The following is a 14,449-nucleotide window of genomic DNA, read 5'->3' as shown; positions in this document are numbered from 1 at the left end:
GACGCCGCAGGATAGCCGGCTACCGTGATCGCGTGAATCTGAAGCTGCTCGGTGAGGTCCTGGTGACCCTGCTGGTGATCACCGATCCGCCGGGCACGGTGCCGATCTTCCTCGCCCTGACCGGTCAGCTTCCGGCGCGGGAGCGGGTACGCGCCGCGTGGCAGGCCGTGGCGCTCGCCCTCGGGGTGATCGTGGTCTTCGCGGTGGCCGGGCAGACCCTCCTGGACTACCTGCACATCGACCTGCCGGCGCTCCAGGGCGCCGGCGGCCTGCTCCTGCTGCTGGTCGCGCTGGAGCTACTGACCGGCAAGTCCGACGATCCCGGCGAGCAGAACACCTCGAACATCGCGCTGGTGCCCCTCGGCACGCCCCTGCTGGCCGGTCCCGGCGCGATCGTCGCCACCATGCTCTTCGTGCAGCAGGCGGAGGGGAGCGCGGACTACCTGTCGATCGCGGTCGGGATCGTCGCGGTGATGCTCGCGGTCTGGCTGACGCTGCGCTTCTCCGGCGTCGTGGTCAAGGTGCTCCGGCCAGCCGGGATCGAGGTGCTGACCAGGATCGCCGGCCTGTTGCTCGCCGCGATCGCGGTGCAGCTCATCGCCGACTCCGTCGCCGCCTTCGTCACCGCACACCTCGGCGCCGGCTGACCCGCTCGGCCCCCGCAACCCCCGACGGGGCCGCACCACTCCGGCCCGGGGGAGCTGCGGAGCGCCGGGGCCGCGCCACTCCCGGCGGGGCCGCGCCACTCCCGCCGGGGCCGCGCCACTCCCGGCGGGGCCGCGCCACTCCGGACGGGGCTGCGGATCGACGGGGATGTCGGACCGGCGTGGCAGGATCGGGGGCGTGCGAAGGCCATCCTCCGCCGGCAGCCGGCCCCCTCGTCCGCGTGACGCCCAGCCCGAGCAGTTGGGCTTCGACGGGATGCCCGAGCGCCTCTTCGTCTGCACGCCGAGCAAGCTCGGCGCGTACACGGACTGCCCGCGCCGCTACCGTTACTCCTACCTCGACCGCCCGGCGCCGCCCAAGGGTCCGCCCTGGGCGCACAACTCGCTCGGCGCGAGCGTGCACACCGCCCTACGCAGCTGGTACGCACTGCCGGCTGACCGCCGCCGCCCAGAGGCGCTGCCCACCCTGCTCAAGGGCACCTGGGTCCGGGAGGGCTACCGCGACGAGGAGCAGGAGCGGAGGGTGTTCCGCCGCGCGCTGGAGTGGCTGGAATCCTACGTGGAGACCCTCGACCCCGGTGACGAGCCGGTCGGCGTCGAGCGCGTGGTGGCGGTCAAGACCGGGGTGTTGGCGTTCAACGGACGCGCGGACCGGATCGACTCGCGGCCGGGTCCGGACGGCCCGGAGCTGGTGATCGTCGACTACAAGACCGGGCGCGCCGGACTGGACGCCGACGACGCGCGTGGCTCCCAGGCGCTCGCCCTCTACGCCTACGCCGCCGAGCGGGTCTTCCGTAAACCCTGCCGGCGGGTGGAGCTGCACCACCTGCCGACCCGGACGGTGGCCGGGCACGATCACTCGGCGGAGTCGCTCGCCCGGCAGCTCTCCCGGGCGGAGGAGACCGCGCGGGACATCGTCGCCGCCGAGCGGGCGGTCGCCGACGGCACCGATCCCGACGAAGCCTTCCCGGTGGCGCCCGGCGCCAGGTGCGGCTGGTGCGACTACCGCCGCACCTGCCCGGCCGGCGCCGACGCCCCCGCCCGGGAGCCCTGGTCGGCGATGGAGCGGGCCCTCGCGCCGACCGGGCCGGGCGGCGGCGGACCCACGGAGGAGGTGTGACGGGTGACCTGCCGGAGGCGTGACAGCGGGTCCCCGGAGGTGTCGGCGGACCCGGAGGTGTCGGCGGCGACCCACCGTCGGATCAGTCGTCGGTGGCCCGGCGCAGCTGGCAGCTCGGGCAGAGACCCCAGTAGGTGACCTCGGCCTCGTCGACCTCGAACCCGTGGTGCGAGATCGGGTCGAGGCAGGGGGCGGAGCCGACCGCGCAGTCGACGTCGGCGATCTTGCCACAGCCCCGGCAGACAACGTGGTGGTGGTTGTCGCCGACCCGCGCCTCGTAGCGGGCGGGTGACCCGGCGGGCTCGATCCGGCGGGAGAGCCCGGCTCGGGAGAGCGCGCCGAGCACGTCGTAGATCGCCTGGGTGGAGACGGAGTCGAGGCGCTGCCGAACCCGCTGGGTGATCTCGTCCACCTCCAGGTGCCCGCCGGCGGCCAGCACCTCCAGAACGGCGAGGCGGGGCCGGGTGACCCGAAGGCCCCTCGACCGGAGCAGTTCCTCGCCAGTCATCTCACCATCACAGCACGCGGAACGGGGAGCAACAAGGCGGATGCCGATCGACGGTGGCAGTCGCCACACCGGCTACGGGCGACCGCACCGGCGCGGGAACCGGCCTGAACCGGACGGACTCGATCGCCGTGTACGGGTGTAGACCGCAGGTCGAGTGACTCGCGTCTTCGTACTCTCGGAGGCTCCCGGTGGGAGCGGTTAGGAGGCACCGGTGTTCAGGGACGTGATGGGGCTCCCCGCACACGCGCTGCTGGTGCATGCGGCCGTCGTCTTCGTGCCGCTGCTCGCGCTGGTGGCCACGGGTTACGTGGTGCTGCCCCGGTTCCGCAGCAGGCTCGACTGGGCGGCGGCGGTGTTGGCAGTGGCCGCACCGCTCGCCGCGTTCTTCGCGCTGCGCTCCGGCGAGGAACTGCGCGACGTGTTGATCGCCAACAACTATCCGCCGGAGATCCTCCAGATGGTGACGGAGCACGAGGGCTACGGCGAACTGACACTCTGGTGGAGCAGCGCCCTGGGCGCGTTGACCGTCCTGCTGCTCGTCGTGACCAGTCCTCGGGTCCGACGGGCCGTGCCCGGATGGCTGGGCCTGCTCCTCGGCGCGGGTGTGGTGGTCCTGGCCGGGATCAGCGTCTGGTACGTCTACCTGACCGGTGACACCGGCGCCAAGGCGGTCTGGCAGGGGGTTCTTTAGCCGGCCGCAGAGACAGCCGCAAGAACAACAGCCTGCCTGCCTCAGAACAACGCTCGGGAACAGAGCAGGCACATCAGCACCAGGATCACCGCTCCACCCACCATGCCGATGCCGTAGGTCAACGTCCGGGCGCTTCCCTCGGCGGCGTCCAGGGCGGGGTGATCCTGGGGCGGTAGCGGCCGGGGCGGTGCCGGCTGCACGTGTGTGGGGGGACGCCAGCCCGGCGGTGGAGTGGTGCTCGGCGGCGGGCCGGGATAGTGGTTCTCCGGCCGGGTCGGTGACGACCCCGGCGTCTCCGTGGACCCGGGGGCGTCGGCGGGTGGTCCGGTGGGTCGACGCCAGAAGGCATCGTCGGGAGAGCTCCCGCTCTGCGTCGTCACGCTGTCCGACGCTACCAAGTTGAGCCGTCGCCGGTCCCGCGCCGGGCGACACCGGCGGGAACGGCGGGCCACCGGTGCCGGGTACGCTTGCCGGGTGCCCGGGACGGATGAGCAGCGCGCCGTGAGTGCCGCGCGGGACCGTGCCGAGAACGCTGCCCTTGCCGCGCAAGACCGCGCCGGGAATACCGCGCATGCCGCTCCGGACCGAGCGGGGCAGGACGATCGTCGGCCGGTCAGGGCGACGGGGGACTCGCGGGTGCGGTTGCCGGAGCAGTCCGTGGACGACACCGACCGGGGCTGGGGCGAGTGGCCCGACTCCAACGACGACCGGCTACTCGCCGACCGTCCGCCGCACTGGGGCTGACCGAACGACCGACGTCCCGGCCCGCACGCCCGAGCGTCGTCCCTCCGGTCGACGCCCGGTCGACGCCTGGGCTAGGAGCGCATGATGATCGCGAAGCGGGTGGCTTCCGGCATGCCGATGGTGTGGTGTGCCTAGTCGGGGGTGGACGGCGAGGTAGATCGCACCGGCCACACCGTCGGTCCGGCCCGGCTCCAGACGTCGAGCACCAGGGCCCGGGTCGCCAGGATGGTCGGCTTCGGTGCCCGGCCGGCCTGCTCTCCGCCGCGCGTCGCCAGGAGATCCACCCGGTCTCCCGGCCGGACCTCGGCCCGGCCGGAGGTCGAGGCGGGCGCAGGGCAGGACGAGGGCGATCGGTGCAGGTGGAAGGCGCCGAGCGCGAGCGCCAACAGGGCGGCGACCAGCGCCCAGCGGAGCAGTGAGCCGGTGCCGGGACGTGACCAGCGGACGGGTCGCAGTGTGGCGTCGCCATGCGCGGGCGTGCGGTCGGGTGCCACGACGAACCTCCCTCGACCGGCGGTGCCAGCGGGATCGGCGCCGTCCGGTGCGCAGCAGGTTAGCGAGGGTGGCCCGGCACGGGGACGGGAAATCCATGCCCTGTGGACAAGTCGGCGCCTGTGGATAACCGTTCCGCCGCCGGCCAGGCCGGAGTCAGCTCGTGCTGGTCGAGGAGGACGACGTCGCCTTCGGCTTGCTGCCCGAGGTGCTCGTCGAGTCGCTGGCAGAGCCGGATCCGCCGCTGCCGCTAGCCGAACTGGCGGTGCCGCCGCCGCTCGATCCCGAGTCGCCCCCGGAACCGGTCTTCGCGGAGTCGCCCTTCGACGAGTCGGAGTTGGCCGCCGCGCCGTTGCCATTCTCCGCACCGTTGCCGCGGGAGTCGGTCCGGTAGAAGCCGGAGCCCTTGAACACGATGCCGACGGAGTTGAAGAGCTTGCGCAGCCGCCCGTCGCACGCCGGGCACTCGGTCAGCGGCTCGTCGGTGAAGGACTGCACCGCCTCGAGCTGGTGGCCGCACTCGGTGCAGGCGTACTGGTAGGTGGGCACGTTCTCCTCCGGATCTTGCAAATCGGTTGGCACTCGACGTATCCGAGTGCCAATGGTGCGGCATCGTACCCGCTTTCGTCCAGCGGAAGTGTCGAGGCCGACCTCCGGCGGGCCCGGTCACCACGTGGTACCTGCGGTCGTTGGCTGGTCGATGCCGGGCCGACGGGTGGTCGGTGGCTGGTCGACGGGCCGGTCAACCGGTGATCAGGTGCTGGAACCCTCCGGCCGGGGTGATCACGGCACGGACCGGACGATCGTGATCCGTCCCCGGGACCGAGTCGACCAACTCGCCGTCGTGCAACAACGCCACGGTCAGAGCTTCGGCCGCGACCCGGACCAGGGCCCGGTCGTACGAGCCGCCGCCGCGACCGAGCCGCATCCCGCGCCGGTCCACGGCCAGTGCCGGCACGACGACCAACTCGGCGGATCCGATCGCGCTCCGGCCGAGCCGGCCGGTGCCGGGTTGTCGTAGCCCTCGGCCGGCCGCGACCAGCGAACCCGGGCCGCCGTAGGGGGCCCAATCGAGATCGAGATCGGGCCGGAGCACGGGCAGCAGAAGGTGGCCGGTCGTTCCCAGCGCCTCGGCCAGTACCTCCGGCAGCTCCGGTCCACCGGGCTCGGCGCCGACCGGTACGTAGCCGGCGATCCGGCGTGGTCGTACCCGCCGGATCAGGGCGAGGAGGTCGGCCCGGAGGCGCTCGGCGGCGCTCCGGCGGGCCGGAGCCGGCAGCGCCCGACGGCGGGCGAGCATGGTGGCCCGGAGCCCGGACTTGGTCGGGCCGACGCTGTCATCCGAAAATTCCGGCACGTAACACTCCCGGGGGCAGGCCGGTTAACCATTGCGGTTGGGGTCAGCATCGCAGCATCGGGTGCCGAGCTTCCGGGGGGATGAGTGACGCTGCGCGGACGGTTGACCACCGCTTTCCTCGCCGTCGTGCTCGGGCCGGTGCTGCTCGGGGCGCTCTGCGTCGCCGGTACGGTCGCCACGGCAAGCCGCCACCAGTCCGAGCACCGGCTCAACCTCGCCGCCGAGGCCGTGCGTACGTCGGTCGGCGCCCTCTGCCGACAGTTGCATGCCACGGCCGGTGCGCTCGCCGTACTCGCAGATCCGGCCGACCGCACCGGTGCGGCCGGCGAGGCGGTGACCCGTGGTCTGGCCGCCGCCGTGTTGATCAGCGACGCGACCGGTGTGGTCACCTTCGCCACCCCGGCTGCGCCGGCGCAGCCCTGGGCGTCATGCACCGGCCCTGTCGGCGCCGGTCAAGCGGAGCCCCGCGCGCTGGCGGCCCGGGTGGATCTCCGGGACCGGTCCGGCGCGGTGATCGGCGCGGTCTGGGCCGCGCAGGTGCTCGACGAGGCGTTCGTCCAGCAACTCGCCGCCGTCAGTGGGACCGCCGTGACCCTGTTCGGTGATGTTCCCGAATCCGCCGCGACGCCCCAGGCCGTGGTGCCGCCGGACACCGGCCCGGCACCGGGCTCCGCGTCCGGCGGCCCGGCGGACGCCAATAGCCCGGCGGACGCGAGCGGTCCGGTGGACGCCGGTGGCTCGGGAGATGCACGTGATCCGGCGGTGGGCGGCCCGGCCGGGCCGTATCCGGGCGCCGGGGCGCCGCCGTGGGGGATCAACCCGGTGGGTACGTCCCCGGATGCCGGTCCGCAGGGCGCCGAGTCACGGAGTACCGAGTCCACCGGCTCCCGGGCCGCCGTGCTCGCCGCCGCCCGACGGATCTCCGGTGACACGATCGTCCGGGCGGACGGTGGCCGCTTCGTGCGGCGGGTCGGTCCGGCCCCCGGCCAGCCGCTGCCGCTGGTGCTGTCGGTGCCCCGCGACCCGCCGGCGGCCCGCTACGGGCCGCTTGGCCTCGTCGTGCTGCTCACCGGGGTGTTCGCGGTGCTGGCCGCCGGACGGCTGGCCCGGGCCACCACCCGCCCCCTGGCCGAGCTGACCCGGGCTGCCGACCGGGTCGCCGAGGGTGACCTGGCGACCCGGGTACGGGTCCGCGCCCCCGAGGAGGTCGGGCGGCTCGCCGACAGCTTCAACCGGATGACCCGGGAGGCAGAGTCGTATCTGCGGGCACTGGTGATCAGCCGGCACCAGTTGCGTGAACAGCTCGCGATGCTCGGCGACACCCTGGCCAGCACGCACGACCTGCACCGGATCCTCCAGGTGCTGCTCCGGGCCGTGATGGCGGCCACCGGGGCCCGGGCCGGGGTGGTGCTGCTGCTCGACCCGAGGACCGGGGTGCTGGTCGGCGAGTGCGCCGAAGGGCTCGACCGGCGTGGCTCGGGCAACCTGCCGGCGCTGCGGGTGCCGCTCGGCGAAGGGCTGCTCGGCAGGGTCGCGGCCACCGGTGAGCCGCGCCGGGGCCGGCTCGACCGGGACGGGCCGCGCCTCTACGGCCGGGAGCCGCGCTGCCGGACGTACGTCGCGGTGCCGCTCTCGGTATCCGGCACGGGTGGCCGGGTCCCGCCTCCGCCGTCCGTGGCACTGCCGGCGCTGTCGCCACCACGGGCACCGGAGTTGGAGCGGATGTCGCTGCGGGCACCGGAGTTGGAGCGGATGCCGGCGCGGGCACCGGAGTTGGAGCGGATGTCGCTGCGGGCACCGGAGCCGGTGCCGGTGCCCGAGTGGGAGCGTGTGTCGAGATTGGCTTGCGAGCCGGTGCCGGGGCTGGCTCCTGAGCCGGTGGCGAAGGTGGTCCCGGAGACGATGACCGGGTGGCGGCCGGCGCGCCCGGCGACGACGGCAGGTCGACCCGGTCCGGCGGCCGAGCCCGGTACGGCGGTTCCGGCGAGGGCGCTCTCGACCGGCCCGCTGCCGTCCGGCGGGTCCCCCACGATCGGCGTACTGGCCCTCTACGACCGGCTCGGTGCGGACGAGTTCGACGATTCCGACCTGGTAACCCTGCGCAGCTTCGTCGATCACGCGGCGGTGGCGATGGAGAACGTCCGGGTGCACGAGGAGGCGCAGCGGCTGTCGCTGACCGACCCGCTGACCGGGCTCTGGAACTACCGCTACCTCACCGAGTCGGTCCGGCGGGAGATCGAACGGGCCAGCCGCTTCGGCCGGATGCTCAGCGTGCTCGCCCTCGACCTCGACCGGTTCAAGCAGGTCAACGACACGTACGGGCACGCGGCCGGGGACGCGGTGCTGGCCGAGTTCGCCCAGCGGATCCGGGGCACCATGCGAGAGGTCGACCTCGCCTTCCGGCAGGGAGGCGAGGAGTTCGTGGTACTCCTGCCGGAGACCGACGCCAGAGGGGCGGCAAGGGTGGCGGAGCGGCTGGGAGCGGCCGTCCGGGAGACCCCGATCGCGATCCGGCCCCGGCCCGGCGTTGTCGCCCCGATCCGGGCGCTGGTCTCGGTCACCGTGTCGATCGGCGTCGCCGTCTATCCCGACCACGCCGCCAGCGGCCCACAGTTGCTGGTCGCGGCCGACGAGGCGCTCTATGCGGCGAAGGCCGCAGGCCGGGACACCTATCGGATGGCCAGCGCGCGGGGGCGGTTGACGATTCAGGAGATACCGGTTCGGACCGGGGCGACGCCTCCGGACGACGGGCTGCCCCGAGCCGGTGGCCGATCGGCGTTCGGCTCGCGCGGCGCGGAACCCGTCCGCGACGACATGCGGGCCGGTCCGCATGTCGTCGGAAGGACCGGCCAGGACGACAGTGAGACCGGCCCGGACGACGAATGGACCGCCGCGGACGGCAGGGAGGCCGGTCCGCACCGAGATCGACCGGTCGGCCCGGACGGAGCTGGACCGGTCGGCCCGGACGGAGCTGGACCGGTCGGCCCGGAGAGCGGCCCGGACGGAGCTGGACCGGTCAGCGCGGAGAGCGGCCCGGACGGCGCGTTATCCGGGCCACAACCGCCGCGTCAGGGTCGTGGCCGATAGTCTCGCGACATGCCGGACCACGCAGCGACCCCAGCCAACTCCTCCACCCCGACGGCCGGACGGCGGGCGGTGAAGGCGGTCATCCCGGCCGCCGGCCTGGCCACCCGGTTCCTGCCCGCCACCAAGGTGGTGCCCAAGGAACTACTGCCGGTCGTCGACCGCCCCGTGCTGCAGTACATCGTCGAGGAGGCCGCCCAGGCCGGGCTCGACGACGTGCTGCTGATCACGGGTCGGGGTAAGACTGCCATGGTCGACCACTTCGACCGGCGGCCGGACCTGGAGGCGAGGCTGGAGGAGAAGGGCGACCCGGAGTTGCTGGCCGCGGTGCGCCGCCCCGGAGAGCTGGCCCAGATCTACACGTGCCGGCAGCCGGAGCAACTCGGCCTGGGCCACGCCGTCGGGTACGCCGAGTCGCACGTCGGCGACCAGCCGTTCGCGGTGCTGCTCGGCGACGAGTTCGTGAATCTTGCCGAGCCGCTGCTGCCGGCCATGCTCGACCTCCAGTCCCGGACCGGCGGCATCGTGCTCGCCTTCTTCGAGGTGCCGCCGGAGGAGACCAAGCGGTACGGCATCGCCTCGGTGGAGCCGGCGGATCCCGCACTGACCGACCTCGGCGAGGTGGTCGAGGTGACCGGCCTGGTCGAGAAGCCGAAGCCGGAGGACGCGCCGAGCAACCTGGCGGTACTCGGCCGATACGTCCTGCCCGGCGGGATCTTCGACGCGATCCGGCGTACCGGCAGGGGCAGCGGCGGCGAGATCCAGCTCACCGATGCGATGGGGCTGATGCTGAAGGAGGGTACGCCGGTGCACGCGATCGTCTACCGTGGCACCCGCTACGACACCGGCATGCCGCTGGGCTACCTGCAGACTGTGGTGCAACTGGCCTGCGAGCGCGAGGATCTGGGTGCGGAGTTCCGGCAGTGGCTGGGCGAGTTCGTCGCCTCCGACGCCGGCCGCCGCACATGACAGCCCCCGGTGAGGTGACGGTGTGACAGCGACGGCCGATGCCGAGGCGGCCGCCAACGAGCTGACGCCGCTCGCCGACTACCTGGGCAGCGTGCTGCGCAGGTTGCGGGCGCTCCCTCCGCTCGACCTCGACCTCACCCAGGCGTACGGCAACGTGCTCGCCGAGGACGTCGTCGCGCCGCACGCCTATCCCGCCTTCGACCAGGCGGCGATCGACGGCTACGCGGCCCGCTGGGAGGACATCGCGGGTGCCGGGCGGGCCGGTTACGGTGCCGCCCGTCCCGGCGATTCCCGGCCGGTGCGGCTCAACGTCGTCGGTGACCTCGGCGCGGCGAGTTGGCGGCCCGTACGGCTCACCCCGGGCGCGTGCTTCTCGGTGGCCGCCGGGTCGCCGCTGCCGATCGCCGCCGATGTGGTGGTGCCGGTGGAGTGGACCGACCAGGGCATGGCGGCGGTGGAAATCTTCCGTACTCCGAAGCGCGGCTACGGGCTGCGCCGGGCCGGCGAGGAACTGCCGGCCGGTACGCTGCTGGCCCGCTCCGGCTCGTACATCTCGCCGGCCCTGGTCGCGGTCTTCGCGGCTACCGGCATCGGGCACGTCGTGGTCCGGCCGAGTCCCCGGGTGGTGATCGTGGCGACCGGGGACGAACTGGTCGACGTCGGCAGGGCCAGCCAGCCGGGGCAGGTGGTGGACGTCAACTCGCACGCGCTCACGGCGGCGGCGGCCGAGGTGGGTGCGCTGGCGTACCGGGTGGGCATCTGCGACGACGATCCGGAGGGGCTGCGCGGGCTGCTGGAGGACCAGACACTCCGGGCCGACCTGATCATCACCACGGGTGGCAGCGGCACCGGTCCGGGTGACATGATCCGCCGGGTGCTCTCCCGCCGGGACGGTGGTCGGGCCAGTCCGGTCACCTTCATGGAGGTCGCCCTCTATCCCGGGAGCGCGCTCGGGTTCGGTACGGTCGGAGCCGAGGAGGTGCCGGTGGTGTGTCTACCCGGGGAGCCCGGTGCGGCATTGATCGGCTTCGAGGTGCTGGCGAGGCCGGCGATCCAGTTGTTGGCCGGCGCCGAGCCGGTGTTCCGGCCCAGCGTCCGGGCACACCTGCTGGAGACGGTCTCCTCCCCGGCCGGTCTGCGGGAGTTCCGGCCGGCGCACGTGGCCGAGCGGCGCGGCGGTGGCTACACGGTGCAGCCGTTGCGCGGCGGGCCGTACACTCTCTCGGGGTTGGCCGAGGCGAACGGCCTGATGGTGCTCGGCGAGCGGGTGACCAGCGCGGCGGCCGGCTCCACCGTGGATGTCCTCCTGCTGGACCGGCGCCGGTGACGGCCTTGCCGAACGGGTCGGTGACGGCCTTGCCGAACGGCGTTGGATCGTCGATGAGGAGACGTGGGTTGCCGACGGGACATCGGGCGTGAACCTCGCTGCCACCCCGGGCTGGCCGGTCGTGCTGCGGGACGGGGCGGTGCTGCTGCGGCCGTACCGGCGGTCGGACGCCACGGCGTGGTCCGAAATCCGCTGCGCCAACCAGGCCTGGCTGGCGCCCTGGGAGTCGTTCCCGCCAGGCCGCTGGGACGAACTCAACTCCCCGGCCGCGTTCCGCTGGGTCTACCGCGACCAGCGCAAGCAGGCACGCCGGGGCGAGAGCATGCCGTTCGCCGTCTGCCTGGTCGACGGCGGCCGGGAGCGGTTGGTCGGGCACCTCAACCTGGGCAACATCGTGCGCCGCGCCTTCTGCTCGGCGTACGTCGGCTACTGGGTGGACGGCCGGGTGGCCGGGCGCGGGGTGATCCCCACTGCCATGGCACTCGCCGTCGACCACGCGTTCGGGCCGGGCGCGCTGCACCGGATCGAGGTCAACATCCGGCCGGAGAACGGGCCGTCCCGGCGGGTGGTCGAGAAGCTGGGCTTCCGCGAGGAGGCCTACCACCCGCGCTACATGCACATCGACGGCGCCTGGCGTGACCACATCGGCTACGCGATGACCAGCGAGGAGGTCGCCGGGGAGGGCGGGCTGCTGGCCCGCTGGCACCGACTGCGCGCCGCCGCCTCCTAGCTCCGGCTCGCCCCTCTCGCGGCTCCGGCTCGGTCCACCTCCTGGCTCCGATTCGCCGGCCGCCCCTCTCCGCCGGGCCCCGCGGTCCACCCTGTTGATCTTCCTGTTCGCAGGTCGGCCGGCGTGCCGCACGATATTCGTGCGCTGCCCCCGTAACCTGAAGTAATCGGGACGTGCGGCAACGTCGGACGGATCCGCATCAGCTCCGGGCTGAATCCGCGCCTACCGCGGCGGCACCGGGGGTGCGGGCATGCTCGTCCGGTTGGTTGCCCCAGGTGGGTGACGGGAGGGATGAGGGTGCCGGCCTCGGTGCTCCTCGCCGTCCTCGCCGCAGCCGGTCTGCTCGCCCTCGCGCCGGCTCTGGTCCGCCGGTACGACGCCACCGAGCGGCTGGCGGCGGAGCGGGCGCAGTCGACGGCGCGGGTGCTGCAGCGCCGTCGGCGGCGGCGTAGCGTCCCGGGCCGACAGCCGTTGAATCCACCCCGCGGTCGAATCATCACGCTACGTTCCGGTGCCGCGTCCACTGATTTGACCGGTGCCGAGCCCGTCTCGCCGGCCACCGGCCCCGGTGCGCCGGTCTCCGGGCCACCCGGAAGCGTTCGGCGGAGCCGCCGGCTGAGCGCGGTACCCCGGAACCCGGGACGCGCCCGCCGCCGGCGCCCACCCGGCCGGCACACCCCTGCCGTCTACCGGCGGCGCCGGGTCTTCGCCGCCCTGCTACTACTCAACCTTGTCGAGCTGATCGGCGTGATGCTGGTCAGCTCCGGCTTCTGGATCAGCTTCTCGGTCACCGGCACGCTGTTGGCCGCGTACCTCGTACACCTGCGTGGCCGCGCCGTTGCCGAGCGCCGCCGGCGGCGGGCGGAGGCCCGGGAGGCGGCGTGGCTGGCCGCCCGGCAGGCGGAGGTCCGGCGTGCCCAGGCCCGCCGGGCACAGGTCCGGCGGGAGGCGCAGCGTCGTCTCGCGGCACAGCGCGAGGCGGTACGCCGGGCGGCGCTGGACATGAACCGCCTGGCCGACCTGCCACCGGCGGCCAGCGGCGGCGGTGGCCGGGCGGCCGGCTCGGTCTCCTACCGCCGTGCCGGCGGCCTCCGTGGCCGTCCCTACGAGGCTGGCGGTAGGTGAGAGCCGGGACGCAGGTAACGTCCCGGGCCATCTTCCGGTAATCGGAATGGCCCCCGGCCCAGCACCTCGACGGTCGGGGCTGGTTCGCGCCCGGGGTAACCGACCTGTTAGCCTTGTCGCCGGCTCGCCCGCAAGCTCGTGGCGCGGGCCGGTTTCCAGGGGCTGTGGCGCAGACCGGTAGCGCACCTCGTTCGCATCGAGGGGGTCAGGGGTTCAAATCCCCTCAGCTCCACCACAAAGCAGCAGGTCAAGGGCGGGTTCTCGGATGATCGAGAGCCCGCCTTTGATCATTTGACCGTCACTTGACCGGCAGGCGGAGCCTCAGACCGAGGCACGTGGCGGGCAAACTCAAGCCGAACGGGTGAGGTGGGTGACAGGCGCATAACTACTTTGTATGCCGAGGGGGCGGTCGTGGCAGCACCGGGCGAGGGCGTGAGTGATCTGTCTGCCCAGTTTGCTGACGAGGTACGTGTAGAAACATTGGCGAGCTTGTCGACCCTGTCGGTGTAGCCGTAGCCGTAGCCGGGGAGCAAACCTTCCCGGGCAGGATCTGGTCTCTCCTCGACGTGCGTTCCGCGACGCACGCTGGTGACATGAGAAGCGACGTCTCGTTCCCGAGCGCCAGTGTCATGATCGCCGGTCATCTCTACACTCCCGAGAACGCCGCCACGGAGCCCCTTGCCGCAGTGGTCGTCGGCCACCCGGCCAGTGGGGTCAAGGAGCAGACCGCGGCCGCGTACGCGCGGCGGCTCGCTGACGCCGGCCTCATCGCACTGACCTTCGACGCGGCCTACCAGGGCGAGAGCGGCGGAACGCCGCGCGGCATCGAAGACCCCGCGCAGCGGGTCGAGGACCTGAAAAACGCCGTCTCCTTCCTCACGACCCGGTCCGAGGTGGATCCCGAGCGCATCGGCGGGCTCGGCATCTGCGCCTCCGGCGGCTATGTCGTTCCGGCCGCGGTGACCGACCACCGAATCCGGGCCGTGGCGACGGTGAGCGCCGTGGACACCGGCCTGGCCAACCGGGTCGGCGCCGACGGTACCCAGGACCCGTCGGTGATTCAGGGCGTGCTCGACGCGGCCGCCGCCGCCCGCACCGCCGAGGCGGCCGGCGGGCGGCCGCGCATGGCGCCGATCTTCCCCGCCAACGAACAAGAGGCTCGCGCCGGCGGCCAGCACGTGTTCGACGGTTGGGAGTACTACTGCACCGACCGGGGACAGCATCCCCGTTCGGCGAAGGAGTTCACGCTCACCAGCATCGACAGGATCGTGAACTTCAACGCCTTCCACCTCATCGACATGCTTGCCCCACGCCCGCTACTGATGGTCGTGGGCACGGAAGCGGTCACCGCCTGGATGTCGGAGCGGGCGATGGAACAGGCTCGTGAGCCCAAGCGTCTGCACCGCGTCGACGGCGCAACCCACGTCGACCTGTACGACCGGTACGTCCCAGAGGTCGTCGCCGAACTCGTACCCTTCTTCAACCACCATCTCGCGGCACGGGCCGTCAGGGTCTAGCTGTCACGCGGGGCGCCGGCCGTCGCCACCACAGTCGGACGTTTCGGCGCCCTCCGCCACGCTGCCGGAGATCTCGGCCGATGACACCGGAGCGATGCCCGACGCGCCGGAACGAACGTG

The 14,449-nt window shown here is 73.1% G+C and carries 14 protein-coding genes and 1 tRNA gene; 10 read left to right on the top strand and 5 right to left on the bottom strand.

Annotated elements, in window-relative coordinates:
* Positions 1–32 precede the first annotated feature (32 nt).
* Both ACN28C_RS02050 and ACN28C_RS02045 read left to right on the top strand, forming a co-directional pair.
* Positions 33–647: a MarC family protein gene (locus ACN28C_RS02050; RefSeq protein ID WP_422771921.1), complete on the top strand. Its 615-nt coding sequence runs from the start codon at positions 33–35 to the stop codon at positions 645–647.
* Positions 648–921: 274 nt separating this feature from the next.
* Positions 922–1,785: a RecB family exonuclease gene (locus tag ACN28C_RS02045; protein ID WP_422774934.1), complete on the top strand. Its 864-nt coding sequence runs from the start codon at positions 922–924 to the stop codon at positions 1,783–1,785.
* Positions 1,786–1,867: 82 nt separating this feature from the next.
* On the opposite strand, the gene ACN28C_RS02040 is transcribed toward ACN28C_RS02045, so the two are convergent.
* A complete protein-coding gene (locus ACN28C_RS02040; RefSeq protein ID WP_422771920.1) occupies positions 1,868–2,293 on the bottom strand; it encodes a Fur family transcriptional regulator in 426 nt (141 codons plus the stop codon).
* A 211-nt stretch (positions 2,294–2,504) separates the two neighbouring features.
* Between ACN28C_RS02040 and ACN28C_RS02035 the strand changes: the two genes are divergently transcribed.
* Positions 2,505–2,984, top strand: coding sequence for a hypothetical protein (locus ACN28C_RS02035; protein WP_422771919.1), 480 nt, complete (start codon positions 2,505–2,507; stop codon positions 2,982–2,984).
* A gap of 41 nt (positions 2,985–3,025) precedes the next feature.
* Here ACN28C_RS02035 and ACN28C_RS02030 read toward each other — a convergent pair whose 3' ends face one another.
* The 4 genes from ACN28C_RS02030 to ACN28C_RS02015 all read right to left on the bottom strand — a co-directional run bounded on the left by ACN28C_RS02030 (position 3,026) and on the right by ACN28C_RS02015 (position 5,577).
* Positions 3,026–3,364 carry a translation initiation factor 2 gene (locus ACN28C_RS02030; protein ID WP_422771918.1) on the bottom strand — a complete coding sequence of 113 codons (339 nt, stop codon included), beginning with the start codon at positions 3,362–3,364 and terminating at the stop codon, positions 3,026–3,028.
* 495 nt (positions 3,365–3,859) lie between these two features.
* Positions 3,860–4,222: a hypothetical protein gene (locus tag ACN28C_RS02025; RefSeq protein ID WP_422771917.1), complete on the bottom strand. Its 363-nt coding sequence runs from the start codon at positions 4,220–4,222 to the stop codon at positions 3,860–3,862.
* 154 nt (positions 4,223–4,376) lie between these two features.
* On the bottom strand, positions 4,377–4,802 hold the full coding sequence (locus tag ACN28C_RS02020) for an FmdB family zinc ribbon protein (protein ID WP_422771916.1): 426 nt from the start codon (positions 4,800–4,802) through the stop codon (positions 4,377–4,379).
* 160 nt (positions 4,803–4,962) lie between these two features.
* Entirely contained in the window at positions 4,963–5,577 is a 615-nt protein-coding gene (locus ACN28C_RS02015; RefSeq protein ID WP_422771915.1) for a 5-formyltetrahydrofolate cyclo-ligase, read from the bottom strand.
* A 102-nt stretch (positions 5,578–5,679) separates the two neighbouring features.
* Here ACN28C_RS02015 and ACN28C_RS02010 point away from each other — a divergent pair, with 102 nt between their 5' ends.
* From ACN28C_RS02010 to ACN28C_RS01980, 7 genes are all read left to right on the top strand, one after another.
* The gene (locus tag ACN28C_RS02010; RefSeq protein WP_422771914.1) at positions 5,680–8,664 is read left to right on the top strand and encodes a diguanylate cyclase; all 2,985 of its coding nucleotides are present in this window, start codon (positions 5,680–5,682) and stop codon (positions 8,662–8,664) included.
* Between the two features lie 9 nt (positions 8,665–8,673).
* Positions 8,674–9,630, top strand: a complete 957-nt coding sequence (locus tag ACN28C_RS02005) for a UTP--glucose-1-phosphate uridylyltransferase (protein WP_422771913.1) — start codon at positions 8,674–8,676, stop codon at positions 9,628–9,630.
* 22 nt (positions 9,631–9,652) lie between these two features.
* Positions 9,653–10,957: a gephyrin-like molybdotransferase Glp gene (gene glp / locus ACN28C_RS02000; RefSeq protein ID WP_422771912.1), complete on the top strand. Its 1,305-nt coding sequence runs from the start codon at positions 9,653–9,655 to the stop codon at positions 10,955–10,957.
* Between the two features lie 88 nt (positions 10,958–11,045).
* Positions 11,046–11,687: a GNAT family N-acetyltransferase gene (locus ACN28C_RS01995; RefSeq protein ID WP_422771911.1), complete on the top strand. Its 642-nt coding sequence runs from the start codon at positions 11,046–11,048 to the stop codon at positions 11,685–11,687.
* A gap of 291 nt (positions 11,688–11,978) precedes the next feature.
* Positions 11,979–12,812, top strand: a complete 834-nt coding sequence (locus ACN28C_RS01990; protein WP_422771910.1) for a hypothetical protein — start codon at positions 11,979–11,981, stop codon at positions 12,810–12,812.
* Between the two features lie 158 nt (positions 12,813–12,970).
* Positions 12,971–13,047: transfer RNA gene (locus ACN28C_RS01985), tRNA-Ala, on the top strand.
* 331 nt (positions 13,048–13,378) lie between these two features.
* Entirely contained in the window at positions 13,379–14,329 is a 951-nt protein-coding gene (locus ACN28C_RS01980; RefSeq protein ID WP_422771909.1) for an alpha/beta hydrolase, read from the top strand.
* The last annotated feature ends 120 nt before the right edge of the window (positions 14,330–14,449 follow it).

Source organism: Plantactinospora sp. WMMC1484 (assembly GCF_049315195.1).
Lineage (GTDB): Bacteria > Actinomycetota > Actinomycetes > Mycobacteriales > Micromonosporaceae > Plantactinospora.
Note: the sequence above shows the minus strand (reverse complement) of the source record. Positions and strands in the feature narration are given on the sequence as shown.